A 24812-nucleotide genomic window follows, 5' to 3' on the forward strand; every position below is an offset into this window, starting at 1 on the left:
GAGGGTTGACCTGGATCACACTTCTGGGTAAGTTCGCAATCTGAACTTAAGTGCGTAAAGCGAACGGATGGTATGCCCGGCTGGACGCACAACCCCATCCAGCTCCGGGCGGAGGGGGCTGTCGGCATTCGGCCGTCGCAGCCTCGGAAACACCGGGTCAACAACCGGCTGGAAGGAGTGCGTTGTGAGCCTTTTTGCGACCGACAGCTGGGAGGGTGCGGTCTTCACCGGGCAGTGGACACCCGCTGCCGGAGGTAGCGCACCGGTGACCTCCCCGGTGACCGGAGCTACCCTCGCCCGCATCGGAGTAGCCAGCGCGGAGGACGCCGAAGCGGCCGCCGACCGGGCAGCTGTCGCACAGCGGGAGTGGGAGGGAGCAACGTTCCAGGAACGCGCGGCGGTCCTGCGCCGTGCCGGTGCCCTCCTGGAGGAGCACGCCGGGGAAGTCCAGGGGTGGCTGCGCCGGGAGGCCGGTTCCGGGGCCGGGAAGGCAGCTTTCGAAACCACTGTGGCTGCCAGCGAGGCCTACGAGGCAGCCGCGCTCGCGTCCCAACCGGCCGGGGAGGTGCTGCGTAGCGCCAAGCCGCGTATGAGTTTCGCCAGGCGCGTTCCCGTGGGTGTCGTCGGGGTCGTCGCACCGTTCAATTTCCCTCTCGTTCTCGGGATTCGGTCAGTCGCCCCCGCCCTGGCGCTGGGGAACGCCGTGGTGCTGAAACCCGACCAGCGGACCGCGATCAGTGGCGGCGCGGTCCTCGCCGACGTCTTCCGCCGTGCCGGGCTTCCGGAAGGAGTGCTCCAGGTGCTGCCCGGCGGGGCAGCGGCGGGGCAGGCCCTGGTCTCCCATCCGCGGGTCCCGGTGATCTCGTTCACCGGTTCCACCGCTGCCGGGCGCAGTGTCGGTGAGGAGGCAGCGCGCCATCTGAAGCGGGCGCATCTGGAACTCGGCGGGAACTCCGCACTGCTCGTGCTGGAGGATGCCGATGTCGAACGGGCGGCTTCGGCGGGTGCGTGGGGTTCGTTCCTGCACCAGGGGCAGATCTGCATGACGACCGGCCGGCACCTGGTCCACGAACGGGTGGCCGAGGAGTACGTCTCCCGTCTCGCGAGTAAGGCCGAGTCCCTCGAGGTGGGCGATCCCGATGCCGGCTCCGCCCTCGGGCCGATCATCGACGCTGGGCAGCGCGACAAGGTGCACCAGATGGTCACCGACAGCGTGCACGCGGGGGCCGAGCTCCGGGCGGGCGGCACCTACGAGGGGCTGTTCTACCGGCCCACCGTGCTCGACCGGGTGTCCACGGACACTCCCGCGTACGGCGACGAGGTGTTCGGCCCGGTGGCGCCGGTGATCCAGTTCTCCTCCACCGAGGAGGCGGTCTCCCTCGCTCGGGACACCTCATACGGCCTCTCCCTGGGGGTGCTGACCTCCAACCCGATGCGTGGGATGGAGGTAGCGGACCAGGTTCCCAGCGGCATCGTGCACATCAACGACCAGACCGTGGACGACGAGGCGGTGGCGCCGTTCGGCGGCGTGGGCCTCTCCGGTACGGGGAGTCGCTTCGGCGGATCCCAGGCCAACATCGAGGCCTTCACCGAGACCCAGTGGGTGACCATGCGCTCTGGAACACCCGCTTATCCGTTCTAGCCGCCAGAGCCCCGATGGCTCCGGCGAGCGAGAGCCCTCCGTGGGGCGGTCCGAGCGCTGCCGACGTGGGCGCGAGCCAGAGCCGGGTCGCGGTAGGCGTGCCAAAAGCCAGACGAGTGGGGGCCGAAGGAACCACCAACCACAGTGGTGGAGAAACACCGGTTATCTGTGACTCCGCTGGACGGCTGCCCGTGATTACGAATTCGCATTGACCGACGGGGAAGATCCTGTGCTGGATTGACGGAAATAAGGCAGCATTCTACTTTCGTCAAGAGGACATATGTTCGCAAAGCGCACGATATGTGCGTTATGTGGTGAGATCCCGGGCATCCAGTGCAGCGCGCCCCGGTGTACGTCCCACCTCAACCTCCGTTTCGTTACGAAGGAAGATCCCTATGCTCCGCAGAACCCTCGCGATGACCTCAGTTCTGGCACTGGCCGCTACCTCGGCGTGCAGCGGTGACGAGTCCGGCGGGGACGACCTCACCTCCATCACTGTCGGTGCCATTCCCATCGTTGACGTTGCCCCCCTCCATCTCGCCAAGGAGCAGGGATTCTTCGAGGACCATGGCCTCAAGGTAGAGATCAAGAACACCTCCGGAGGCGCTGAGGCCATCCCCGGCGTCAACAGCGGATCCTTCGACTTTGCCTTCGGCAACATCACGAGCCTCATCATCGCCCGTGAGAAGGGGCTCCCCCTGAAGGTCGTCAGTAACGGCGTGACCAGCACGGGCAAGGAGGGGGCCGATTTCGGCGGTGTCGTCGTCCCGGAGGACAGCAGCATCTCCAGCGCCCGGGATCTCGCCGGAGCGAAAATCGCGGTGAACAACTTGGAGAACATCGGTGACACCACCGTGCGCAACTCCATCCGCGAGGACGGCGGGGACCCCTCCAACGTCGAATTCGTCGAGATGCCGTTCCCGGACATGCCCGCAGCGCTGGAACAAGGGGAACTGGACGCTGCCTGGGTGGTGGAGCCCTTCCGCACCACAGCCCTGGACGACGGGACAGAGGAAGTAGCGTCCAACTTCGTCGACGCGGACCCGTCGCTGTCCATCGCCTCCTACTTCACCCGGGAGGAGCTCATCGACGACAACCCCGAGCTGATCGAGTCCTTCACCGCCGCGATGCACGAGTCGCTGAGCTACGCCGACAGCCGTCCGGAGGAGGTGCGCCGCATCCTCACCACCTACACCGACATGGACGAGACGCTGATCGAGGAGATCCAGCTTCCGGCGTTCCCCACCGAAGGTGACCGCGACTCCGCGCAGCGGATCGGGGAGCTGATGGTCAAGGACGGCCTCATCGACTCCAAACCCGACACGGACGAACTCTTCCTATGAACACGATGACTGGGACCTCCACCGGGCCAGTCCCCACAACCGACCGCAGCAAGTCCGCCGCGCGGCCGCCGGCGGGCGGCCGACGGCGGCGCCTCCCCAACGAGAGCGCTCTGCTAGGGAGCGTCGGCGTCGCCGGGTTCCTGGCGGTGTGCGAGATCGTTCCGCGTCTGGGGCTCTTTCCAGAGAAGTACCTGCCCCCCGTCTCGCGCATCCTCGCCGAGCTCGGGCAACGGCTGCTCTTGACCTCCTTCTGGAACGCGGTCGCCGACACCATCATCGCGTGGGCGCTGGGACTGGCGATCGCCTTCTTCGCTGCTGTACTCCTCGGGTTCGTTATCGGGTCGGTGCCGGTGCTGCGCGCGTTCACCGCCTCCACCGTGGAGTTCCTGAGGCCCATACCCTCCGTGGCACTGATACCGCTGGCGATCCTGGTGTACGGCGTCGACATCGGTTCGACCCTGCTCCTCGTGGTATACGCGGCGTTCTGGCAGATCTACATCCAGGTCCTGTACGGCGTTGCCGATGTGGATCCGGTGGCAGAGCAAACGGCCCGCTCCTACGGGTTGGGCTACTGGTCGCGACTGCGCCATGTCGTCTGGCCCTCCTCCCTGCCCTATGTCTTCACCGGGCTGCGGTTGGGTGCGGCAGTCGCCCTCATCCTGACGATCACCGCACAGCTCACCATCGGCTCCCCCGGGCTGGGGCAACAGATCCAGGTGGCCCAGAGCAGCGGCGCCCTCACCGCGGTCTACGCCCTCGTCATCGCCACGGGCGCGCTCGGCGTACTCGTGAACATCGCCGTCCGAAGCCTGGAACGCCGCGTCCTGCGGTGGCACACCTCGGTCCGAGGGGAGGTCGCCTCGTGACATCCGTCAGTACTCCTGGTGGCGCGCGGACAGAGAACGGTGCCACCTCCCGCACCAGGCGCACTGCCCGACTCGTCCGGGGCGCGGGAGCGCAAGCGGTCCGGATACTGCTGTTGCCGGTGCTGTTGGTTCTGCTGTGGTGGGGATACACGGCAACGGGGAGTAGCTACTACATGCCGACCCCCGGGGTGATCGCGGGGGCGTTCGCCGAGACGTGGCTCTCCGATCAGTTCTTCGTCCACGCCCTTCCCAGCATCGGCCGGCTGCTCGCAGGGTTCGCCCTGGCGGCGGTGGCGGGCGTCATCGCCGGTGTGGCGCTGGGACTGTCCCCGCGGGCACGCGCCACGGCCGAACCCGTATTGGAGTTCTGCCGCGCGATACCACCACCCGTGCTGGTGCCCCTGCTGATGCTGCTGATCGGGGTGAACCTCCAGATGAAGCTGGCGGTCATCGTCGCTGGAAGCGTGTGGCCGATCCTGCTCAACACGATCGAGGGGGTACGCGCCGTCGACCCTGTGCTGGTCGACACCTGCCGGTGCTACCGCATCCGCGGCTGGCGGTGGCTCACCACACTGGTGCTGCGCTCCGCCAGCCCCCAGATGATGGCTGGCCTGCGCCAGGCACTGTCGATCGCGATCATCCTGATGGTCATCAGCGAGATGTTCGCCAGCTCCAGCGGCCTGGGATTCCGCATCGTACTGGCGCAGCGCCAGTTCGCGATCCCCGAGATGTGGTCCGGCATCCTGTTGCTCGGGCTGCTCGGATTCGCCCTCTCGGTGGTGTTCGGCCGTGTGGAGCGCAGCGTCCTCCACTGGTACGAGGGTGCCCGCGCCGCCAGTAGGGGTACGTGAGGACCCGCCACACCTTCCTGTCCCGGCCCCTGCCCGGCCAGCGAGTTACGGAGAACCCATGCTTGACGTCACCGGAGTGCACAAGGTCTACAGCGGTGGTGACCGCGAGGTCGAAGCCGTGCGCGACCTGACGTTCACCCTGCCCGAGGGGGAACTGGCATGTCTTGTCGGCCCCTCGGGATGCGGAAAGACGACCCTGCTGAAGTGCATAGCCGGCCTCATGCCACCCACCTCGGGCCAGGTGACCCTGGCCCAACGTCCGGTCGCCGCGCCCCCGCCGGACATGGCGGTGGTCTTCCAGGAGTACGGGCGCAGCCTGTTCCCCTGGCTGACCGTGCGCGGCAACATCGAACTCCCCCTCAAGAAGAAGAAACTAACCCGGCAGCGCCGCGAGTCCCTGGTGGCCGAGGCCCTGGACGCGGTGGGGCTCTCCAGCTCCGGCCCGTCCTACCCGTGGCAGCTCTCCGGCGGTATGCAACAGCGTGTGGCCCTGGCCCGAGCCATCGCCTACGAACCGCGTGTGTTGCTCATGGACGAACCCTTCGCCGCTGTGGACGCCCAGACCCGGGCTGACCTCGAGGACCTCATCCGGACATTGTGGCAACGGTTCTCCATGACGGTGCTGTTCGTCACGCACGACATCGACGAGGCGGTGTACCTCGGTCAGCGCGTCCTCGTGCTGTCCTCCGCCCCCACCGTCATCCAGGACGACATCGCCGTCGACCTGCCGGAGGAGCGCGACCAGCTCACCACCCGCGCGTCATCCCGTTTCACCGAGCTGCGCACCCGGGTGTACGAGGAGATCCAAACGGCCAAACGCGGGGCAGCGGCCACCTCAGGGAAGTAGGAGCCCTCATGTCAGACCAGTACGGTTCCCCGGAACCGCGCACCATCCGGGACGCGACCGTGGACGTCCTGCGCGGCCTCGGGCTGACGACGGTGTTCGCCAACCCGGGCTCGACCGAGGTCCCCTTCCTCACCGACCTGCCGACGGATCTGCGGTTCGTGCTGGCACTGCACGAAGGCTCGGTCGTGGGAATGGCGACCGGCTGGGCGGTGGCCCGGGACAGGCCGGCTCTGGTGCAGCTGCACACCACGGCTGGGCTGGGGAACGCCGTCGGCGCTCTGGCCACCGCGCGTGTGAACCGGGCACCGCTGGTGGTCCTGGTGGGGCAGCAGGACCGGCGCCACCTCGACCTGGAGCCGTTCCTCACCGGAAGGCTGCGTGACCTCGCCGGCAGCTACCCGGTACGGGTGGAAGAGCCGGTCACAGCACAGGAGGTCCCCGCCGCCGTCGCGCGCGCCCACCACACGGCCGCCGACGCGCGGGGCCCCGCCCTGGTCATCGTGCCGATGGACGACTGGTCCGAACCCTGCGACGAAGAGCGTGTCCACGCCGCCGCCGGAACCGTCGTCCGCGCACAGGAAGCCGACAGTTCCCGGCTCGCCGGTGTCGCCGGTCTGCTGGACACCGCCGAGAACCCGGCACTGGTCGCGGGAGCGGGTACCGACACGGAGGAGGGGTGGGCGGCGCTGACCGCCCTGGCCGAGCATCTCGGAGCCCGCGTGTTCCAGGAGAGCTTCGGCGCACGCGCGGGCTTCCCGCAGGACCACCCGCTGTACGCGGGGGTGCTGCCCGCTGACCGTCCCGGACTGCGCGACGCCTTCGCCGACCACGACGTGGTGCTCGCCGCCGGCGCTCCCGTGTTCCGGCAGTATCCCTACACCTCCGGTCCGCTCGTGCCGGCGGGGACACGGGTCGCGCTGCTCACCGACGACCCGGAGGAGGCCTACCGTAGTCCGGTCGAAACGGCGGTCGTCGCTCCCGTCGCATCAGCCGTGCGCGGTATCCTCGAGCGGACGGCGCGGCGGACGGGGCCTCCCCGGACGCGCGGAGGGGAGAGCTCCCCCGCCCCGCCCGGCGAGAACGAGCCGCTGTCGCCGTCCCACGTGCTGGCGGCGTTGGCTCAGCGTGCCTCTCCCGAAACCGTCTTCGTCGAGGAGACCCCGTCGAGCCGGCCCGAGATGCACCGGCTCATACCTGCCCGACGCCCTCTGGGATTCGTATCCGCAGCAATGGGCGGACTCGGGTTCGCGTTGCCCGCAGCCACCGGCATACGCATGGCGGACCCCGAACGGCCGGTGATCGCCGTTGTCGGGGACGGTTCGTCCATGTACGCGGTACAAGCCCTGTGGAGCGCGGCCCGGTACTCCGCGGGGGTGCTGTTCGTCGTCCTGTCCAACGGCGGGTACGCGGTCATGGACCGGCTGGCGGAACAGCAGGGGGGAACCCCATCCTGGCCCTCGTTCCCGGACGTGTCCGTAGCCGGTGTGGCACGGGAACTGGGCTGTCCGGCACACTGCGTCGACACCTACGCCGGCCTCGTCACCGAGCTCGACGAGGCCGTTCCGCACCTGGAGCAGCGCCAGCAACCACTGGTACTGAGCGTAACTGTCGACGCGCAGGGCGTTTTCCGGCCGTGAACCCACGTGCGCAGCGACGCACCCACGACCTTGCCCCGGACACCATGCCGACTCCGAAGGTCCTAACCTTGTCCCCATGGACCGGCCACACACCATCGTCAGCTGCGCGATGTCCGCCGACGGGTACATCGACGACACCGGATCCGCGCCGTTACGGCTGTCCAACGACGCCGACGCCGAGGAGGTCGACCAGCTGCGTGCCGACTGCGACGCCATCCTCGTCGGCGCCCAGACGGTGCGACGGGACGACCCCCGGTTGTTGGTGCGCTCGGAAGAACGCCGCCGTCGCCGGATCGAACAAGACAAACCGGAGAACCCCGTCAAGGTCGCCCTGAGCCAGAGCGGGAAACTCGACCCGCAGGCGCGGTTCTTCACCGCCGGGAACGCGGGGAAACTCCTCTACACGGCGAGCGGACGCTCCGCGGCGGCGCGTCGTTTCGCCGGAGCGGAGAGAACCATCGTGGTGGACGGAGGCGACCCCATCGACCCCCGGGGTGTCCTCGCCGACCTGGCACGCCGCGGAGTCGGCCGGCTGCTGGTCGAGGGAGGCAGCCATATCCACACACTGTTCCTCACCGCCGGGCTCGCGGACGAGCTGCGGTTGGCCGTCGCCCCGTTCTTCGTCGGGGACCCCGCCGCCCCCCGCTTCGTCGGGTCCGGAACCTTCCCCCACACGCCGACGGCCCCGATGCGGCTCGTCGAGACCCGGGTGTTGGGGGACGTGGCAGTGCTGCGCTACATCACGGGAGGGGAAGAATGAGCAGCGACGGGGCTCCCGCACGGGAGGCCGACCTCTACTGGCTACGCGCCGCCATCGACCTCTCCCGTTCCTGCCCGCCCGCGCACACCGCGTTCTCGGTCGGTGCGCTCCTGGTCGACGCGGAGGGGAATGTGCTCAGCGACGGTTACTCCCGCCAGGACGATCCCAGCGACCACGCCGAGGAGGCCGCCCTGCGTCAGATCGACGCTACCGACCCGCGGCTCTCCTCGGCCACGATCTACAGCTCCCTGGAACCGTGTGGCCAGCGCGCCTCACGGCCGCGTACATGTACCGAGCTGATCCTGGACACCCCAGTTCCCCGCGTCGTTTTCGCCTGGCGGGAACCGGCCGTGTTCGTGACGGGAACGGGCGCCCAGCGGCTGCGCGCAGCGGGACGCACCGTCGTGGAGTGTCCGGAACTCGCCCCGTTGGTACGCGACGTCAACGCACACGTGTTGTGACGAAGCCGCCGTGCCCGACGGGCCCGGAGGGGCGGCGGAGTCCGCTCGTGACGGACACCGTCCACCGAACAGGACTGAGGTCCTGTTTTTCTGACGCTTGTCCTGCTGCGCGTCGTCCCAGGGCACCGCCCGGCGGCGTTCTCGTCGGTCGGCGGAGGGTCCGCTCCGCCTTCCTTCTTGGCCTTGCCGGGCGGCACCGGAGACGCCGCTCGCGACGAACAGCGTCCAAAAAACAGGACCTAGAGCTGACCGACGTCCACGACGCGAACCACGGCGTCCCCGGCCTCGTCCGATGCGGCCAGGTCAACCTCGGCGCTGATCCCCCAGTCGCGGTCGCCCTCCGGGTCGTCGAAGACCTGGCGGACCTCCCACCGGTCGGACCCCTCCTGGACGGAGAGCATGGCCGGCCCCCGGGCGTTCGGACCGATGCCGAGCTCGTCGTACTCGGCGTAGTACTCGGACAGCGCCTCCTCCCACGCCGCGGCGTTCCACCCGTCTTCCCCGTCGAGTTCGCCGAGCTCGCGGTAGCGTCCCAGCGCGGCGAGCTCGACCCGGCGGAACATCGCGTTGCGGACCAGCACCCGGAAAGCGCGCGGGTTCGCGGTGACCGGCTTGGGGCGCTCCTCGGCCTCGGCCTCCGCTCCGGTGGCGGTCTCCTCCGCCGTGGGGTTGGTGAGCTTCTCCCACTCGTCCAGCAGGCTGGAGTCCACCTGCCGGACGAGCTCCCCCATCCACTCGATGAGCTCGCGCAGCTCCTCGGTCTTGTAGTCCTCCGGGACGGTCTGGCTGACCGCCTTGTAGGCGTTGGCGATGTAGCGCAGGATCAGCCCCTCCGAGCGCGCCAGCTGGTAGTAGCCGACGTACTGGGTGAACGTCATCGCCCGTTCGTACATGTCGCGCGCCACCGACTTCGGACGCAGCGGATGGTCCCCCACCCACGGATGGCCGCGCCGGTAGACCTCGTAGGCGTGTTCGAGCAGCTCCTCCAGCGGCTTGGGGTAGTCCACCTCCTCCAGCCGCTCCATGCGCTCCTCGTACTCGATCCCCTCGTCCTTCATCCGCTGCACGGCCTCACCGCGGGCCTTGTTCAGCTGCGCCCCCAGGATCTGGCGCGGGTCGTCCAACGTGGACTCCACCACGGTGAGGACGTCCAGGGCGTAGGTGGGGGAGGCGGCGTCGAGCACTTCCAGCGCCGCCAACGCGAACGTCGACAACGGCTGGTTGAGTGCGAAGTCGGGCTGCAGGTCGACGGTGAGCCGCGCGGTCCTGCCCGCATCGTCGGGCTCGTCCAGCTGTTCGACGATGCCGCCGTCCAGCAGCGACCGGTAGATCTCGATGGCTTCGTGGATGTGCTGGCGCTGGGTCGGGCGGTCGTCGTGGTTGTCGGTCAGTAGGTGACGCATCGCGGCGAAACAGTCCCCGGGGCGGGCGATGACGCTCAGCAGCATCGCGTTGCTCACCTTGAACCGGGACCTGAGCGGTTCGGGCTGGGCGGCGATGAGCTTGTCGAACGTGGCGTTGTCCCACCCGACGAACCCGTCCGGGGCCTTCTTCCGCACCACCTTGCGCCGCTTCTTGGGGTCGTCGCCCGCCTTGGCCAGCGCCTTCTCGTTCTCGATGACGTGTTCGGGGGCCTGGACGACCACGTTGCCCACCGTGTCGAAACCGGCACGGCCGGCCCGGCCCGCGATCTGGTGGAACTCGCGTGCGCTGAGCCTGCGTACCCGGCTCCCGTCGTACTTGCTCAACCCGGTGAACAGCACGGTGCGGATGGGAACGTTGACACCGACACCGAGAGTGTCCGTGCCGCAGATGACCTTGAGCAGACCGGCTTGGGCGAGCCGTTCCACCAACCGCCGGTACTTGGGCAGCATCCCGGCGTGGTGCACTCCGATGCCGTGTCGCACGTAACGGGAGAGGTTGCGCCCGAACTTCGTGGTGAACCGGAACCCGCCGATCTCCTCGGCGATCGCGTCCTTCTCCGCCCGGGTGCACATGTTGATGCTGGTGAGCGACTGGGCGCGTTCCACGGCCTGGGCCTGGGTGAAGTGCACGATGTACACGGGCGCTTCCCGCTCACCGAGCAGCTCCTCCAGGGTCTCGTGCAGCGGGGTGCTGCGGTAGGAGTAGTACAGCGGAACCGGGCGTTCGGCCGAGCTGACCACGGCCGTCCTGCGGCCGGTGCGCCGCGTCAGGTCCTCCTCGAAGCGGGTGACGTCGCCCAACGTCGCCGACATCAGCAGGAACTGCGCCTGGGGGACCTCCAGCAGCGGCACCTGCCAGGCCCATCCCCGCTCCGGGTCACCGTAGAAGTGGAACTCGTCCATGACCACGGTGCCGATGTCGGCGCTGGTGCCGTCCCGCAGCGCGATGTTGGCCAGTACCTCGGCAGTGCAGCACACGATGGGCGCATCGGCGTTGACACTGGCATCGCCGGTCATCATGCCGACGTTCTCGGTTCCGAACAGGTTGCACAGTTCGAAGAACTTCTCCGAGACGAGGGCCTTGATCGGTGCGGTGTAGAACGCGCACTCGTCCCTTCCCAACGCCGCGAACAGCGCACCGGCCGCCACCAGGCTCTTCCCGGAACCGGTGGGGGTGCTGAGGATGACGTTGGAGCCCGTCACGATCTCGATGAGGGCTTCTTCCTGGTGCGGGTAGAGAGTGAGCCCCTGCTCCCCGGCCCAGGTCTCGAATGCCGCGTAGACGGTGTCGGGTTCTGGTTCGGCCGGAAGCTGATCTATGAGAAGCACGTTTCCTATGGTGCCCGCTTCAGAGCACCTCCTGGTCCATACCGCTGCGGGACCTGCTGTCGGACCACGGTTCCGCCGCCGCGTGCGCGGGTGTGTGGGATTCGTCGTGTTCGCGGTGCAGCGTGATGTCGACGTGTGCCAGGTCCTGTGTGTCCAGCGCGGCCCGGGCGAGCCGCGGTGCGTGTTCGGGGGCGGTCACGAGCAGGGCCAACCGTTCGCTGGGGAGGTCGGACGCGCTGTAGACACCGTTGCCGTCGGTCTCGTGGGTGGCGATCCGGGTTCCGGCGCTGTCGGTGAGCGTGACGGTGGCTCCCGCCACCGGCGTGCCGTGGGCGTCGGCGACGCGCCCGACGAGCGAGGGGACACTCTGTTCCCCGGCCTGCGCCTCGCGCCGTTCGGCCCGTTTGGTGCGGATCGTGTCCACGAGGACGAGTGCGACGCCGAACACGGTCCAGGAGCTGAGCACGGTCAGGGGCCAGGCGAGCTTGACCCCGTCGAAGTACAGGATGTTACGGATCGCCTCGATTCCCTGGCCCATGGGGAGGAACGGGTGGAGGGCCTGGAAGAAGCGGGGGACCATCTCCACCGGGATGGCTCCGCCGCTGGAGGGCAGGCTCAGCAGGACGAACAGCCCCAGAGCCACACCGGGGAAGGCGCGTTTCGTGAAGGGCATCAGTCCCAGGCACGGCCAGATGACCGACTGGGTGATCAGGAACGCGAGGGGCAGCACCCAGGGGTCGCTGGGGATGACGTCCATGCTCGTGCTGATGGCGTAGCACAGCACCGATGTCACGAGCCCGAAGGCGGAGGCCGCCAGGCACTTGATCCACCTGGCGAGGTGGGGAGCCTGCGCGGAGAGCATCATCACCGCGATGTAGCCGGTGAGGTTCCAGGGAAGAACCATGTAGAACAGGCTGGTTCCCAACCCGTCCCCGGGAGCGCTCGGTGCGACGTCGGTGGTGGTGAGCTCGGCTCCGTCCTGCTGCGCGATGGGGGCGAAGGTCTCCTGCACCGTCATGGCCAGGGAGCGGCCCAGTGAGCTCGAGAAGTAGAGCTCGTGGTCTCCGGGGGCGTAGGCGGCGACCACGTCGCGGTCCAGAACCGCCTGCCGCGCTTCCTTCGCGTCGTCGGCGGGGCTGACGTCGAAACTGTCCGGGGCCTTGTCCTCCAGAGCCATGGAGACCGCGGCCGCTGGCTGCTCTCCCACCACCGCGACCGGCATGTCGGTCGGCTCGGGGGAGTGGAACGGCAGCAGGTAGCACAGCATGAACCCGACGGCGAAGAACAGCGGGAACCACAGTCCCAACCCCAGGGACTTCGCTACCGATGTCGGGGCATGCGTGTCGGACAAGAGGCACCTCGCGTGAGTGGGGCGTCGTTCGGCGTTACGGGGGGACACGTACAGTGTAGAAAAATTTTGCAGAACTGCAAAACTGCATTAATGTAAAAATCGTGTTAGCTGGAGGGAACGCGTAACGCCGAACCGCCGTTAACCTCGGTAGGGAACACACAGTGGTGGGCGTGGAGTGACGATGACAACGGTGGACGACGACGGCTGCGGTCTGCGTGAACGCAAGAAACGCATGACACGTTCCGCCCTGCGCGAGGCGGCGGTGCGGCTGTTCGGCGAACACGGTCCCGAGGCCGTCACGGTGGAGGACATATGCGCCGCGGCCGGAGTGTCACCGCGGACCTTCTTCAACTACTTCGCGTCCAAGGAGGAGACCGTCCTCCCGTTCACCGCTGACACGCACGACCGCCTGGTGCAGGAGCTCCGCCAGCGGCCGGCGGGAGAGGAGCCGCTTCCGGCGCTCCACGCCGTGCTGCGCGCCGCCGTCTCCCGCGCGATGCTCAGCGAGACCTGGCAGGAGGAGGCCCGGCTGCTACGCGTCCATCCCCAACTGCTGCACCGGGGGATCGCAGCGAGCAGGTCCACGCAGGGTGCCCTGGCGACCGGCGTAGCCGAACGAACCGGCCGCGAGACGAGTGACCCCTACGTGTGGTTGGTGGCCGCGGTCGCCACGACGGCGATGCGCGTGGCGGTCGACGTGTGGCAGGAGGGAACGGAGGAGTCCGACCCTCTCGCCGCGCTGGACCAGGCCTTCCAGTGGCTGGAACAGGGGCTGGCACCGCCGCGCTCCTGAACCGAACGGGAAGGGGGATCGGAACACGCCTTCCCAGGCCCCGGGAAAACGGGACACGCCCCGGAACGGGACGCGCCCCACACGAACGCCCGCGGCGGTGTCACACCAGCCCGAGCTTGGCGACCGCCTCACGCTCCTCACTGAGCTCCCGAACCGAGGCGTCGATCCGCTCGCGGGAGAACTCGTCGATCTCCAGCCCCTGGACGATCTCCCAGCGGCCACCACGGGAGACGGCTGGGAAGGAGCTGATCAGCCCCTCCGGGACACCGTAGGAACCGTCGGAGGGAACACCGGCCGAGACCCAGTCCCCCTCCGGCGTCCCGTTGACCCAGTCGTAGACGTGGTCGATTGCCGCGTTGGCCGCCGACGCGGCGGAGGAGGCGCCGCGCGCCTCGATGATGGCCGCACCGCGCTTGGCCACCGTCGGGATGAAGTCGTTCTCCAACCACGCCTGGTCGTCCACCGCCTTGGCCCCGGTGGTGCCATTGACCTCGGCGTGGAAGATGTCGGGGTACTGCGACGCCGAGTGGTTGCCCCACACCGTCAGCTTCCTGATGTCGTTGACCGACACGTTGAGTTTCTTCGCGAGCTGCGCGAGCGCCCGGTTGTGGTCCAGCCGCATCATGGCCGTGAACCGCTCGGCCGGCACGTCGGGCGCGTGGGCCTGGGCGATCAGCGCGTTGGTGTTGGCCGGGTTGCCGACCACCAGCACCCGGACATCGTCAGCGGCGCCGGCGTTGATGGCCTCACCCTGCGGCTTGAAGATACCGCCGTTGGCCTCCAACAGGTCGGCGCGTTCCATCCCCTGGGAGCGGGGACGGGCCCCCACGAGCAGGGCGATGTTGGTCCCCGAGAACGCCTCGCTCGCGTTGTCGAAGATGTCGATGCTGCGCAGCAGCGGGAACGCGCAGTCCTCGAGCTCCATCGCCGTACCTTCGGCGGCGTGTACGGCCTGCGGGATCTCCAGCAGCCGCAGCCGCACCGGCGTGTCCGACCCCAGGAGCTGCCCGGAGGCGATCCGGAAAAGCAGCGCGTATCCGATCTGGCCGGCCGCGCCGGTGACCGTGACGGTAACGGGTTGTTGGGCCATGAGCTGTTCGTCCTTCTTATGGCAACGGGTATGGGGCACGAACCTTCCCTCCGGAGGGCCGGGTGCACGCCGACCCTTCCGGGAGATGCCACGCGGGCGCGTACTGCGCGGCATGTTCGCTGGTTCCACCCTAATCCTCGCCCGTATCCAGCCCGCGCGGCGGTTCCGCCACTGGGTTTCCATGCACGCGGAACGCCGCGGTGCGGTAGTTCTCGGGTCAGGGCAGGGGACTCATAATCCCGGTACTTTCAATTCCCGTGCTACCCGACGGTGTCCAGCGGTGACGGGACGATGGCACCAACCGCCGTGCTACTGGCCCCCTGCTCTCAAGACCATCCCTTCACCAGCGACATTCACGTTCCGTCGTTCCCATGCCGGAGCGCTCTCGACACAACAGTGCCCTTCGGACGAACTGGGGGCGTTAGTACTCTTCGTTGCATCCGCAAGACGGCCGAGTCTTGCAACAGACCAAGCACCATGCGTTCTTCGGTGCCTCCGGCGCTTGGGGCGGCTCCGAGGGAAGAGGGTCCACCGTCGGCGCCAACAGTTGCCACGGGATCACTGGGCGGGGCGTCGGGATCTCCTCGTCGAAACCGCTCACACCTACCCCTCACCAGGGGGCATTCCCTACAGGGTAGATGGCGGTTCCCGTTCCGTGGCCGCTTCCGGCCACGGGGAGTTGCCTGTTCCGCGCGTGGGGGTAGGGACGTGGACGGAGGTTCCCCCGAGGTGTGGAGGATGAAGAGGTGGGCAGGCACGGCCAGCGGGCCGCGTGTGGCGTGTGCAGCGGTAAGGGCGGTTGGACAGAATCTGATGACGGTAACCAGCGCTGGGTACAGTGCTGGGGATGCAGCGGGACGGGCCAGCAGTGACCGGTACGGAGGCGCTCGCGTCCGTACCTCGGGAACCGTTCATCCCATCACGGATCTATGTGCCGAGCGAGGACACGGGGTGGTTGGTTCCCCTGCACCGTGAGGACGATCCCGAGCGATGGCGACAGCAGGTCTACGCCAACCGGCCTGTCGTCACGGCTGTCGCCCCCGATCCTCGCGCGCCTACGCGCATCCTTGATCCCACGACCGGTCGGGGCTACGTGTCCACCTCCTCCAGCAGTGACCCGCGCATCATGTCCCGCATGATCGACGCTGCGGACCTGGTGCCGGGCATGCGGGTGCTGGAGATCGGAACCGGGACTGGATACAACGCCGCGCTGCTCGCTTACCTGCTCGGTGCGGAGAACGTCGTCAGTGTGGAGGTTGATGTGAGCGTTGCCGAGTACGCTCGTTCTTCCCTTGCTGCGGCGGGTTATCCAGTGCGGGTCGTGGCTGGCGACGGAACGGAGGGCTACCCGCCGGGGGCGCCCTATGACCGTGTTATCGCGACCGCTTCCGTGGCCGCCCTGCCGTATGCGTGGATAGAGCAGACCAGACCGGGCGGATGCATCGTCGCGCCGTGGGCGGCCACGTTCCACCCGGATGGCCCGCTGGGCCTGTTCACGGTCGGAGGGGATGGCGGAGCTGAGGGACGGTTCAGCGATCCGGCCCCGTTCATGCCGATGCGTGGTTCCCGGATACCTCCGGGCACCCACGTTCAGGAATGGTGGGAGAGCATGGACGAGCCCGAACCTGCACGGTTCGGTCTCACCGTCACCCCTGAAGGACACCAGCGGCTCTGGCTCGACGAACCACGGCGGATGGTGGACCCTACGCCCATGCCGGAGTAGCTCCGGCACAACAACAGCCCCCGGACGAACCGGGGGCTGACGCGTTCGTCCCGCGATCGGAGGCGCCACGGGGGCGAAGGTTACAGCCGGTCAGCACGCACCTCGTCGAGGAACGCCTTCCACTCCGACGCGGAGAACGACAGGTGGCCGTCCTGCCGATTCTGGGTGTCGCGGACGTCCACGCTCGTCTCAGCAGAGCGGAACTCCACACACTGGCCGCCCGTGTCGCTGTACGTCGATTTCCGCCATTCGGACATCATCGCAGCTCTCCTAGCATGTTGCGCGACTGGTGGGAGGGGAGTGCAACGGCATACGCTTGCCTGGTCACCTCGTCCAGTCGCGCCCAGTCGGTTGACTCGTCCAGGAGGAAATTACCGGATACGTGGTCCGTTGTGCCTGCTCTCCCTCCGTCAGAGAGACGTAGGAGCACCAGCGGGGACGTAATCCCGACGAGTAGCGCATCCTCTGGCACGAGGCACAGGGTCACACGGCCAGTGTCCATGATCTTGCACAAGTGGTTCGCCTGTGCTTTCCGTATGGGCTCCGGGACCCGCGTGAATGCGGCCATCGGGACAACGGCACTGACGATAGGGTCTCTTCCCTGCTGTAGCTTTTCGTACCGTCCACCGCGTACTTGTGCCAGCCGTCGGATTTCCTCAGGCTTTTCCAGCGGTTGCCCGTACCGGAACACCATTTCGGCGTACTCCTGGCACTGCAACATCCCCGGCACAAGAACCGGCGAAAAGCATTCGATTGAGACAGCTTCTGCCATGAGCTTCGCAGCGTCTTGCATCCATGGCGGCAGGGACGACCCCGATGTCTGGGATGTCCATAACCGCAACAATGCGCCCTGAGCAGCAAGAATGCCATCTATCTTCACGACGTCTTCCCGCTTCGGAGTAGTCTCCTCTCGCTCCCATCGGGAAAGCGTGCTTGCTGTGGTCCCTAGCTCGCCTGCCAGGTCTCGTAACGTCAAACCTGCGACATCGCGCAACTGTTTGAGACGTTCTGCAAATCGGGGGGGCGACCATGTGACGATGCTAGCTGTTTTGTTGCAACTGTTCAGCAGAACCTTTGTGACATGGCCACAACCGGCGACGCTGGGTTCATGAACGCAGTTACCGCCGACCACGAGTCCATGGTTCGGTTCCCGGAAAGGGAAGCCGACCGTGTGGAGTCGGAAGCTCCGGTTGGGTGGCGGGTCGTGTGGCTTCCCCGCCACGGGATGTACCTCGCATACACGGAAGCAGAAGCGGGAACCGGCGCCGGCCCGTGTGTGGCAGAGGCGGAACCGGACCGTGTCATCTCCTCCATCCGAGCCCTCGGAGAACTCCGCGATGGCGTCCGGAAGTGGGTCGCTCACTGCTGGAGGGCCGAGCTGTGACCGTCACCCTGCCGAGCTACAACCCTCGCCACCCCTACCCCGAGTGGCGAGACGAGTTCGGCCCACGCGGATACGTGATCTCCCGAACGTATGGGGAATCCGGGGAGGTCATCGTCCACGCCGTGTTCTGTGTCCCCTTCCCAGTTGGGTGCGCGCGTCAGCACGGGTTTACAGAACACGTAGCGGCCCCACCAGAGCGGTTCCGGCGAACCCTGCTCGCTCAAGTTGAGGAATTCGAGCGCCACGCCGCCAGGTGCGCTGAGTGCGGCCGAGCCCGCGAGAACGCCGCGCTCCATGTGGCGCTGCAGTAACCAGGCCGTGCGCCAACGGGGGCCGTCCGGCCCCGGGGCCGCGTCGCGGTCCCGGTTACCACAACGAGAGAAACGAGGAATCGTGACTGCTACCCCCCTCGAAGCAACCACCCTGGACACTCTGTGGCTGGATCTAACCCGGAAGTGCCAGCTCGCATGTAGCCACTGCTACAACGACTCCGGCCCTACGGGCAGCCACGGAACGATGACGCGCAACGACTGGTTCCGCGTGATCTACGACGCGGCAGTGCTCCGCGTCCGCCGAATCCAGCTCATCGGCGGGGAGCCGACCACACACCCCGATTTCGCGGACCTCGTGGACCACGCGCTGAACCAGTGGCTGAACGTGGAGGTTTTCAGCAACCTCGTCCACGTCTCCCCCGCACACTGGGAACTGTTCCAACGTTCCGGGATCTCGTTGGCGACGTCGTACTACTCCGACGACGCCAACGAACACAACGCCGTGACCGGACGCCGGAGCCATGGGCGCACGCGCGCGAACATCGCGAAGGCAATCAAGCTGGGTATCCCGATCCGCGTCGGCATCATCGCGACGAGCGACGAACAGCGTGTGGACGAAGCGTGGCGGGACCTGGAGTCGTTGGGCGTGACGCGAATCCACGTCGACCACGTCCGACCGTTCGGGCGTGGCGGAAACGGGCAGGAACCCGACGTGTCCCGCTTGTGTGGTCAGTGTGGGAAAGGGGCCGCGTCCATCAGTCCGACAGGGGACGTCTCTCCATGCGTGTTCTCCACGTGGATGAGCGTCGGGAGCGTACAAGCCGACCCGTTGGCCGCTATCCTTCGTGGAACTGCGATGAACGAGGCTAACGTAGCGATCCGGGCCGAAGCTGCTTCAGCCCCCTGCTCCCCGCAAGCTGGCTCGGACTGCGACCCGAATGTGCAATGCAGTCCGGGTGTAGGCGGAAGTGAATGCGACCCGAGGTTTTAAGGACCACCGATGAATGACGCTCTTCCCGGACCCGAGTTTTGGGACCTGATCGAACCGCACACGGGAACGGTGACCCATGTCCAGCCAACCGCACGCGGGTTCAGCACGGACCTCACGGCCGTTGTCGAGTGCGAACGCGGGCCGGTCTTCGTCAAGGCGGTACCGAACCGTCCTGGAGGCCGTCGGGATTCTCTGGTCCGGGAAGGGCTCATCAACCCGCACGTGACGCCACTGTCCCCTCCCGTCGTCTGGCAGGCAGAGAATGACGACTGGGTGGCCCTCGGGTTCGAGGTCATCGACGGGCGATCCTCGAACTTCAGACCAGGCTCTGCGGATCTGCCCACGATCGCGGACCTCACGAACCGCATCGGAAACCTGCCGCTGCCCGACGTAGCGCGCGACTGGGCAGAGACCCGATGGGATCGGTTCGTGGCCGACGATTCGGAAGTCGCACTGCTTCGTGGTGACACGCTGCTCTATACCGATATCAACCCATCGAATTTCGTCATCGGGGACGACTCCGCGTGGGTCGTTGATTGGGCGTGGCCCACACGCGGAGCCGGACTGATCGATCCGGCGACCCTTGTCGTTCAGCTCATCGCGGCGAAGCACGATCCGGCCGACGCGGAGTCGTGGGCGGAAGGCTGCGACGCGTGGGTGAAGGCGGACCCTTCCGCCGTGGACGTGTTCGTCCGGGCCACGGTACGGATGTACCGGGCGCACGCGGAGCGGTTCCCTGACCAGCCGTGGCGCAAGGCCATGGTTGACGCTGTCGAGTCGTGGGCCGAACACCGAGGTGTGACCGTGCCCGCTGCATGACGCGGCCGACCCGGTGTCACGAACCGGTAGCGGCCCTGACACAGAAAAAGCCCCGCCCTATGCTGGCAGCGAGCAACCAGCCAGCAAGGACGGGATTTTCTCATGAATGAGGGTATTACACCACGCGGACAGATACGAGGGCTGCGGCGCCAACACCAGTGGAGCCAGGAAGACCTCGCAGAAGCAGCAGCCCGCTCCGTCACTACCATTAAGAAGGCTGAGTCCGGCGGGCACGTCAGAACCGACGTCCTGCACGACATCGCCGCCGCGCTCGGTGTCACCACCAGCGACCTCTACACCAACACCGCCATCGCCCCCCAGCTGGGTGCTGAACCCGACCACCACGCCCTGGCCCGGCTGCGTGCGGTCGCGTCCCCACCGATCGGGTTGGACGGCTCCCCCATCGTCGAGCCCACCGACGACGACGCCACACCCGGCGACATCGTCGCCGACGTGAAGCGCGCGGAAACCTACTACCGCGCGGATCGCTACGACGATGTCGCCGACATGCTGCCCAGGATCATCGCCCAAGCCCACCGGGCCGTCGGAGAACACGACACTGACGAGGCGTATCGGGCGCGCGCGAAAGCGCTGCAGATGGCCGGGCGTTATCTCACCCAGGTGCGTCAGCTCGCTGATGCCCTGACGGCGTTGCGGGCGAGCATCCAGGACGCCGCCCACGCGGGGGACCGGACGCTGGCCGCGATGGCCATCAACGGGCAAGGGTGGGCTCTCACCCGGCAGGGGCGGATGGACGAGTGCGAACAGCTGTGCGTGGCGACTGCGGATGAGGTGGAGCCGCGCATGTCCACCGCCACCGGTGACGAGTTGGCCGCGTGGGGAAGCCTGCTGTTCCGGGGTGCGGCGGCAGCGGTGCGCAACAACCGGGCGGAGCGCGCCGACGAAATGATGCAGATGGCCTCTGCCGCGGCTTCCGCGCTGGGCCACGAGCATGAGTCGTGGGCGACGTTCGGGCCGCTGACGGTGGCCCATAAGCAGGCTGAGTTCGCCTTGATCAAGGACCAGCCTGACCGCACGCTGCAGCAGGCTGAACGTCTTCCCGACCGGCGCGTGGTCGGCGATGTCACCTCCATCAACTGGGAGCGTCACCGTTTGGACGTGGCCCATGCGTTGGTGAAGACCCGCGATGCCGAGCAGGCCACGAACGTGATGTCCTCGATGCTGCGGCGCTCTCCCGAGTGGTTGCGCCGCCAGTCGGAGGCGTACAACATCGTGACCGACATTCTTCAGACTCGACCGAAACGCCCCACTAAGGAAATGGTGAAGCTCGCCTCCCATCTCGGGGTGGTCGCCTGAAGATAGCCGCGAACGCGGCTGATTCTCGCGGAGCGCGGGCAAACGTTCGCGCTCCGCTTCTGTGTGCCCGCTTTTACGGCTCGTAGCGTCATACTCACCTACCCACACGTGAGGTGAAGAATGACGCGACCCCGAGCTGATGAACGTGCCGACATGGCCGGGCACCCCCCGGCCGATGACGAATTGCTGGCCAATATCGTCCAGCAATACCCGGAATGGGAAATCACCCGGAACAGCAGCGGTCTAGTCGCAAACCATCGCCACGAGGAACGCGACGTGCGGCGTGAGCGCGCTGGGATACGCACCACGGTGCACGCGCCCGACGAGAACCAGCTGGAACGGGACCTCTTCGTTCAGCGGGCGCTGCGTGGTGATGGAGCCCAGCTATGACCACCACCCAGAACCAGGACACCTTGGAGCGACTGCGGGAGGACTACCCCGGTTGGCGGATCTGGAGATCCCGTCGGGGAACCCGCCCGGCCGGCTGGGTCGCCACCAGCCTCACCCCGCAGGACGGGCGCGCTCCCACGCTGCACGCGGATACAGCCGAAGAGTTGGAACTCCAGCTGAAGAACCCGCCCATGGGGATCGGGCTGGACATCCCCGGCCAGCTGGAGTGGAGCGGAGGCCGGTGAGTAACACCGGAATCCAAGCCGCGCTGGCGCTGTCCACGCCAGTCTCGCGCCTTCGCCCCTACGGGCCGGAGCCTCCTGCGCCGTGTCCGGACCTGGATGGGCTCCGGGAGGTCGCGGTGGCCCACAGCAGCCTGTGGGACGTGCGGCCGAGCGGTGACGCGAAGGTGCCGTACCAGGCCCGCCACCGGGTGCGTCCCGGCATCGAGGTCCAGTGCAGCGACCTGGAAATGCTCGACGAGATCCTGCGGACAGTGGTGCCACCGAACCGGGTGCGCTCCTACATCCAGGCAGGAGGTAGCCGTGCCTGAGGCCGCCACCTCCTGCCTGGAGGAGCTGTCCCGCCGCAGCGGGCAGACCGTCCCGCCATACGGGGACGGGCTCGACGACGTCCGCGCGGCACTGTCCCCGCTCATACGCCAGTTGGCGGCCCAGCGGCCTGAGCTGGCCCAGGACCAGGAAGTAGTCCAGTGGAAAACCTAGACGTAAAAAACCCGGACGCGCGGCTGTGGCGCGTCTCCGAGGTTGCGGCGGAATGCGGTGTGCATATCAGCACCGTGTACTACTGGGTGCGCACTGGCACCCTCACCCCGGCGCCCACCCCGAGCGGGGGCGCCATGCGGTTCACCTCCGACACGGTCGCTGCTTTGCTGTTCGCCCGAGAGGACAGGGGAGGGAAGAGTGGCAGCGACGCGTGACCCCGCCCCGTCGGTCCTCCGGTGCTGGGTACGGTTCCCCGGCGAGCCCGACGGAACCCGCCCGTGGGAGATCATGGCAGCGCTGAGTGAGGGGCGATGGCGGATCATGCCCTACGGGGGCATGCCCCACGACCAGGTGACCGCCCATCCCAGCGAGCTCGAGGAGATCAGGGGCGGGGACCTGTCGTGTCTTCGCTATCGCTACCCCCTGGGCACCCCGTGCCGGAGGCCGGAACACTCCTGGACGGTGTGGGCCGTACTCGACCGCGCTCGCAATCGGGGGGGTGAGTCCGTGTGCGGTGGAGCCCGGACCAGGACGTCGAGCAATACCAGGTCACTGCGGCGCTTCAACGCGAGATCGGCTACCAGTGGCTGGTCATGTGGGGACCGAGCTCACGATGCTACTGGGCGTTTCCCATGGGCACATCGACGATTCGAGTGCTGTGGAATCCCGATCCGGACCAGCTCGTCGAAGCGATCCATGCTTCTGGGACAAGGAGAGCAAGCCGTGCAGAACACAACCACTGACAGCAATGGGGTGGTTGTCCAAGTTCGCGATGTCCACGGAGACCTCCACATCGCGTCCTCACCCAATGGGCATGGATCACGAACGCCCCGCCAGGTTCCCCCGCTCCCGCCGCATTTCGTCGACCGCCAAGAGGTCCTGGGCACCATCACCCAGCTGACCCACCGTGCCCACAGCAAGGGCCAGCCGGCACTCGTGGTACTCAGCGGCATCGGCGGCATCGGTAAGACCGCCCTGGCGACCACAGCCGCCCACGCACTCAGCGAACACCATCCGGATGGTCAGGTGTTCCTGCGGGGCGGTGGAACTTCCGCTCCGGTCGAGCCCGGAACCCTGCTGGGTCGGGGCCTGACCGCCCTCGGGCATGCCCCCACCGACCTGCCGCGCGACACCGAGGCCCGTATCGGGATGTGGCGCAGCGCGACAGCGCAACAGCGGTTGCTGGTGCTCCTCGATGACGCCGCCACCGCGGAGCAGGTCCGTTGCCTCCTGCCCGGAAGCGGGGGCCACACGGTGCTGGCCACCGCCCGCTCCCGGCTCAGCCCGATGGCGCGGGACGGTGCGGCGTTCATCGACCTTCACCCCTTGGAGGACAGCGCCGCCCACAGTCTGATTGCCCGCCTGGCCGACCACGCGGGTGAAGGTGATCCCGCGGCGGTGTCGCGGGTGGCCGGTGCCTGCCACCGCGTGCCGCTGGCCCTGGTGGTGACCGCCAGCACCGCTACTCGCACTCGCGCCAGCCTGGCCGAGGTCGCCGACCGTCTGACCGCACTCCCCACGTTCGCCCTGGAGGCTTCCGTGACCGAGGCGCTTACTACCGCCTATCGCACCTTGTCCGGCCAGGCCCGGGGACTGTATCGAGCCCTAGCGTGTCACCCGCCCTACCCGTGGGACGCCCCGGCCGCCGCCGCCCTCACCGGCCTTCCCCTCGAAGATGCTCAACAGGCGTTGGGCGAACTCGTCGAGACCAACCTCCTGGACCAGCCCCATCTCGGGTGGTATGCGATGCACGACGTGGTCCGCTCCCACGCCTCGTCCCTGGTGGGCGCGGAGGCTGCCACGGCGCGAGAGCGCCTGCGGCTCCACTACCTCACCACCGCCATCGCCTACGACCGGCGCATCAACCCCTATCGGTGGCGCATCCTGCCTGCGGCCCTGGTGGACCAGGCTCCCGAGGTCGAAGCCACGGCAACGACCGCCCTGACGTGGTTCCACGACCGCGCCGGCACCATTGGCGAGCTGATCGACGAGGCCCACACGGCCGGTCACCACGCCACGGCGGTGTATCTATGTGAGGCCCTGTGGGGTTACTACACGCACCATAAACCCCTGGACACCTGGCAGGCCACCCACACCGCCGGGCTCGCGGCCGCGCGGGCCACCGGCGATGCGGTGCTGCAGGCCCGCATGCTCCAGGCTTTGGGGACCTGGGCTATGAACAGCGGGGACGCCGACACGGCGCACCGTAACTACACCCAGGCCCGCGAGCTCTGGGTCCAGGCCGAACACATCCTGGGACAAGCTTCCGTGACAGAGGCGCTGGGAACCGTCAACCTCACTACCGGCAACCCCCACCAAGCCCAGCAGTGCTATCGGGAGGCGCTGTCGCTGCATGAGCACCTGGAGCAGCCGCGCGGGGTCGCGCTGGCCCGTCGGTACCTGGGCCAAGCCGCCCGGGAACTGCACGATTACGGCCGCGCACTGGAGCTGCTGTCCATGGCCCTGGAGTGGTTCGCCGACAACGACGACTCCTACATGGTGGTGCGCTGCCGCCTGCAACTGGCCACCACTCACCTGTATCGCGGCGACCTCGATGAGGCCCACACCACGGCCCGCAGCGCTCTGGAGCTGGCGACGGATCTCGACGCGCGTTACGAAGTGGCCAGCTGCCACGCGCTGCTGGCCGACGTTGCCCAGGCCCTGACCCTCAACCATCTCCACGCCGCCCACACCATCGCCCACGCCACTGGCGCCCACGAATGGTCCGAGGCGCTGGCAAAGCAAAAGAGAGAAGTTCAGGATACCAGAAGAAATATTTAATTTACATCCCTCTTTG

The 24812-nt window shown here is 67.5% G+C and carries 24 protein-coding genes; 19 read left to right on the plus strand and 5 right to left on the minus strand.

Features of this window, described 5'->3' with window-relative positions:
- Nucleotides 1-184: 184 nt before the first annotated feature.
- From FHX37_RS05045 to FHX37_RS05080, 8 genes are all read left to right on the plus strand, one after another.
- Nucleotides 185-1642 (plus strand): aldehyde dehydrogenase family protein, encoded by a 1458-nt coding sequence (locus FHX37_RS05045; RefSeq protein ID WP_246062086.1) that lies wholly within the window; start codon nt 185-187, stop codon nt 1640-1642.
- 395 nt (nt 1643-2037) lie between these two features.
- Nucleotides 2038-2985: an ABC transporter substrate-binding protein gene (locus FHX37_RS05050; protein ID WP_141922389.1), complete on the plus strand. Its 948-nt coding sequence runs from the start codon at nt 2038-2040 to the stop codon at nt 2983-2985.
- 5 nt (nt 2986-2990) lie between these two features.
- Nucleotides 2991-3851 carry an ABC transporter permease gene (locus tag FHX37_RS05055; RefSeq protein ID WP_141922390.1) on the plus strand — a complete coding sequence of 287 codons (861 nt, stop codon included), beginning with the start codon at nt 2991-2993 and terminating at the stop codon, nt 3849-3851.
- A 104-nt stretch (nt 3852-3955) separates the two neighbouring features.
- Entirely contained in the window at nt 3956-4702 is a 747-nt protein-coding gene (locus tag FHX37_RS05060) for an ABC transporter permease (protein WP_246062359.1), read from the plus strand.
- 58 nt (nt 4703-4760) lie between these two features.
- A complete protein-coding gene (locus tag FHX37_RS05065) occupies nt 4761-5549 on the plus strand; it encodes an ABC transporter ATP-binding protein (RefSeq protein ID WP_141922391.1) in 789 nt (262 codons plus the stop codon).
- Nucleotides 5550-5557: 8 nt separating this feature from the next.
- Complete coding sequence (locus FHX37_RS05070; RefSeq protein ID WP_141922392.1) at nt 5558-7186, plus strand: thiamine pyrophosphate-dependent enzyme; 1629 nt, start codon at nt 5558-5560, stop codon at nt 7184-7186.
- Nucleotides 7187-7262: 76 nt separating this feature from the next.
- Nucleotides 7263-7946 (plus strand): RibD family protein, encoded by a 684-nt coding sequence (locus tag FHX37_RS05075; protein WP_141922393.1) that lies wholly within the window; start codon nt 7263-7265, stop codon nt 7944-7946.
- Nucleotides 7943-8407 carry a cytidine/deoxycytidylate deaminase family protein gene (locus FHX37_RS05080; RefSeq protein ID WP_141922394.1) on the plus strand — a complete coding sequence of 155 codons (465 nt, stop codon included), beginning with the start codon at nt 7943-7945 and terminating at the stop codon, nt 8405-8407. The genes FHX37_RS05075 and FHX37_RS05080 overlap by 4 nt, the downstream gene beginning before the upstream one ends.
- Nucleotides 8408-8646: 239 nt before the next feature.
- Here FHX37_RS05080 and FHX37_RS05085 read toward each other — a convergent pair whose 3' ends face one another.
- Together FHX37_RS05085 and FHX37_RS05090 are read right to left on the minus strand one after the other, a co-directional pair.
- Entirely contained in the window at nt 8647-11160 is a 2514-nt protein-coding gene (locus FHX37_RS05085) for a DEAD/DEAH box helicase (protein WP_394344472.1), read from the minus strand.
- 19 nt (nt 11161-11179) lie between these two features.
- The gene (locus FHX37_RS05090; RefSeq protein WP_141922396.1) at nt 11180-12511 is read right to left on the minus strand and encodes a carboxypeptidase regulatory-like domain-containing protein; all 1332 of its coding nucleotides are present in this window, start codon (nt 12509-12511) and stop codon (nt 11180-11182) included.
- A 181-nt stretch (nt 12512-12692) separates the two neighbouring features.
- Between FHX37_RS05090 and FHX37_RS05095 the strand changes: the two genes are divergently transcribed.
- On the plus strand, nt 12693-13304 hold the full coding sequence (locus FHX37_RS05095) for a TetR/AcrR family transcriptional regulator (protein ID WP_141922397.1): 612 nt from the start codon (nt 12693-12695) through the stop codon (nt 13302-13304).
- A gap of 100 nt (nt 13305-13404) precedes the next feature.
- Here FHX37_RS05095 and FHX37_RS05100 read toward each other — a convergent pair whose 3' ends face one another.
- Entirely contained in the window at nt 13405-14394 is a 990-nt protein-coding gene (locus tag FHX37_RS05100; RefSeq protein ID WP_141925028.1) for a malate dehydrogenase, read from the minus strand.
- An 847-nt stretch (nt 14395-15241) separates the two neighbouring features.
- Here FHX37_RS05100 and FHX37_RS05105 point away from each other — a divergent pair.
- On the plus strand, nt 15242-16117 hold the full coding sequence (locus tag FHX37_RS05105; protein ID WP_141922398.1) for a methyltransferase domain-containing protein: 876 nt from the start codon (nt 15242-15244) through the stop codon (nt 16115-16117).
- 80 nt (nt 16118-16197) lie between these two features.
- Here the strand turns inward: FHX37_RS05105 and FHX37_RS05110 are convergent, their stop codons facing one another.
- Entirely contained in the window at nt 16198-16377 is a 180-nt protein-coding gene (locus FHX37_RS05110; RefSeq protein WP_394344473.1) for a DUF397 domain-containing protein, read from the minus strand.
- The gene (locus tag FHX37_RS24045; RefSeq protein ID WP_394344510.1) at nt 16374-17249 is read right to left on the minus strand and encodes a helix-turn-helix domain-containing protein; all 876 of its coding nucleotides are present in this window, start codon (nt 17247-17249) and stop codon (nt 16374-16376) included. Before FHX37_RS24045 ends, FHX37_RS05110 begins: the two co-directional genes overlap by 4 nt.
- Here FHX37_RS24045 and FHX37_RS23450 point away from each other — a divergent pair.
- From FHX37_RS23450 to FHX37_RS05160, 9 genes are all read left to right on the plus strand, one after another.
- On the plus strand, nt 17199-17501 hold the full coding sequence (locus tag FHX37_RS23450; RefSeq protein WP_246062087.1) for a hypothetical protein: 303 nt from the start codon (nt 17199-17201) through the stop codon (nt 17499-17501). The two genes, FHX37_RS24045 and FHX37_RS23450, sit on opposite strands and share 51 nt — an antisense overlap.
- Before the next feature lie 393 nt (nt 17502-17894).
- Nucleotides 17895-18764: a radical SAM/SPASM domain-containing protein gene (locus FHX37_RS05120; protein WP_246062090.1), complete on the plus strand. Its 870-nt coding sequence runs from the start codon at nt 17895-17897 to the stop codon at nt 18762-18764.
- Between the two features lie 9 nt (nt 18765-18773).
- Entirely contained in the window at nt 18774-19583 is an 810-nt protein-coding gene (locus tag FHX37_RS05125; protein WP_141922401.1) for a hypothetical protein, read from the plus strand.
- Nucleotides 19584-19685: 102 nt separating this feature from the next.
- Entirely contained in the window at nt 19686-20900 is a 1215-nt protein-coding gene (locus FHX37_RS23820) for a helix-turn-helix domain-containing protein (RefSeq protein ID WP_141922402.1), read from the plus strand.
- Nucleotides 20901-21286: 386 nt separating this feature from the next.
- Complete coding sequence (locus tag FHX37_RS05140) at nt 21287-21535, plus strand: hypothetical protein (RefSeq protein WP_141922403.1); 249 nt, start codon at nt 21287-21289, stop codon at nt 21533-21535.
- The gene (locus FHX37_RS05145; RefSeq protein ID WP_141922404.1) at nt 21532-21843 is read left to right on the plus strand and encodes a hypothetical protein; all 312 of its coding nucleotides are present in this window, start codon (nt 21532-21534) and stop codon (nt 21841-21843) included. The genes FHX37_RS05140 and FHX37_RS05145 overlap by 4 nt, the downstream gene beginning before the upstream one ends.
- On the plus strand, nt 21836-22015 hold the full coding sequence (locus FHX37_RS05150) for a hypothetical protein (protein ID WP_141922405.1): 180 nt from the start codon (nt 21836-21838) through the stop codon (nt 22013-22015). The genes FHX37_RS05145 and FHX37_RS05150 overlap by 8 nt, the downstream gene beginning before the upstream one ends.
- Nucleotides 22003-22230 carry a helix-turn-helix domain-containing protein gene (locus FHX37_RS05155; protein ID WP_141922406.1) on the plus strand — a complete coding sequence of 76 codons (228 nt, stop codon included), beginning with the start codon at nt 22003-22005 and terminating at the stop codon, nt 22228-22230. Before FHX37_RS05150 ends, FHX37_RS05155 begins: the two co-directional genes overlap by 13 nt.
- Before the next feature lie 508 nt (nt 22231-22738).
- Complete coding sequence (locus tag FHX37_RS05160; protein ID WP_170181504.1) at nt 22739-24796, plus strand: tetratricopeptide repeat protein; 2058 nt, start codon at nt 22739-22741, stop codon at nt 24794-24796.
- Nucleotides 24797-24812 lie beyond the last annotated feature (16 nt).

The sequence above is a fragment of the Haloactinospora alba genome (assembly GCF_006717075.1).
Classification (GTDB): Bacteria; Actinomycetota; Actinomycetes; order Streptosporangiales; family Streptosporangiaceae; genus Haloactinospora; species Haloactinospora alba.

Coding starts and splice junctions, on each gene's coding strand:
- FHX37_RS05050 (WP_141922389.1), top strand. CDS start 2,038: ATGCTCCGCAGAACCCTCGCGATGACCTCAGTTCTGGCACTGGCCGCT.
- FHX37_RS05055 (WP_141922390.1), top strand. CDS start 2,991: ATGACTGGGACCTCCACCGGGCCAGTCCCCACAACCGACCGCAGCAAG.
- FHX37_RS05065 (WP_141922391.1), top strand. CDS start 4,761: ATGCTTGACGTCACCGGAGTGCACAAGGTCTACAGCGGTGGTGACCGC.
- FHX37_RS05070 (WP_141922392.1), top strand. CDS start 5,558: ATGTCAGACCAGTACGGTTCCCCGGAACCGCGCACCATCCGGGACGCG.
- FHX37_RS05075 (WP_141922393.1), top strand. CDS start 7,263: ATGGACCGGCCACACACCATCGTCAGCTGCGCGATGTCCGCCGACGGG.
- FHX37_RS05080 (WP_141922394.1), top strand. CDS start 7,943: ATGAGCAGCGACGGGGCTCCCGCACGGGAGGCCGACCTCTACTGGCTA.
- FHX37_RS05095 (WP_141922397.1), top strand. CDS start 12,693: ATGACAACGGTGGACGACGACGGCTGCGGTCTGCGTGAACGCAAGAAA.
- FHX37_RS05100 (WP_141925028.1), bottom strand. CDS start 14,394: ATGGCCCAACAACCCGTTACCGTCACGGTCACCGGCGCGGCCGGCCAG.
- FHX37_RS05105 (WP_141922398.1), top strand. CDS start 15,242: ATGCAGCGGGACGGGCCAGCAGTGACCGGTACGGAGGCGCTCGCGTCC.
- FHX37_RS05110 (WP_394344473.1), bottom strand. CDS start 16,377: ATGATGTCCGAATGGCGGAAATCGACGTACAGCGACACGGGCGGCCAG.
- FHX37_RS23450 (WP_246062087.1), top strand. CDS start 17,199: ATGGCCACAACCGGCGACGCTGGGTTCATGAACGCAGTTACCGCCGAC.
- FHX37_RS05125 (WP_141922401.1), top strand. CDS start 18,774: ATGAATGACGCTCTTCCCGGACCCGAGTTTTGGGACCTGATCGAACCG.
- FHX37_RS23820 (WP_141922402.1), top strand. CDS start 19,686: ATGAATGAGGGTATTACACCACGCGGACAGATACGAGGGCTGCGGCGC.
- FHX37_RS05140 (WP_141922403.1), top strand. CDS start 21,287: ATGACCACCACCCAGAACCAGGACACCTTGGAGCGACTGCGGGAGGAC.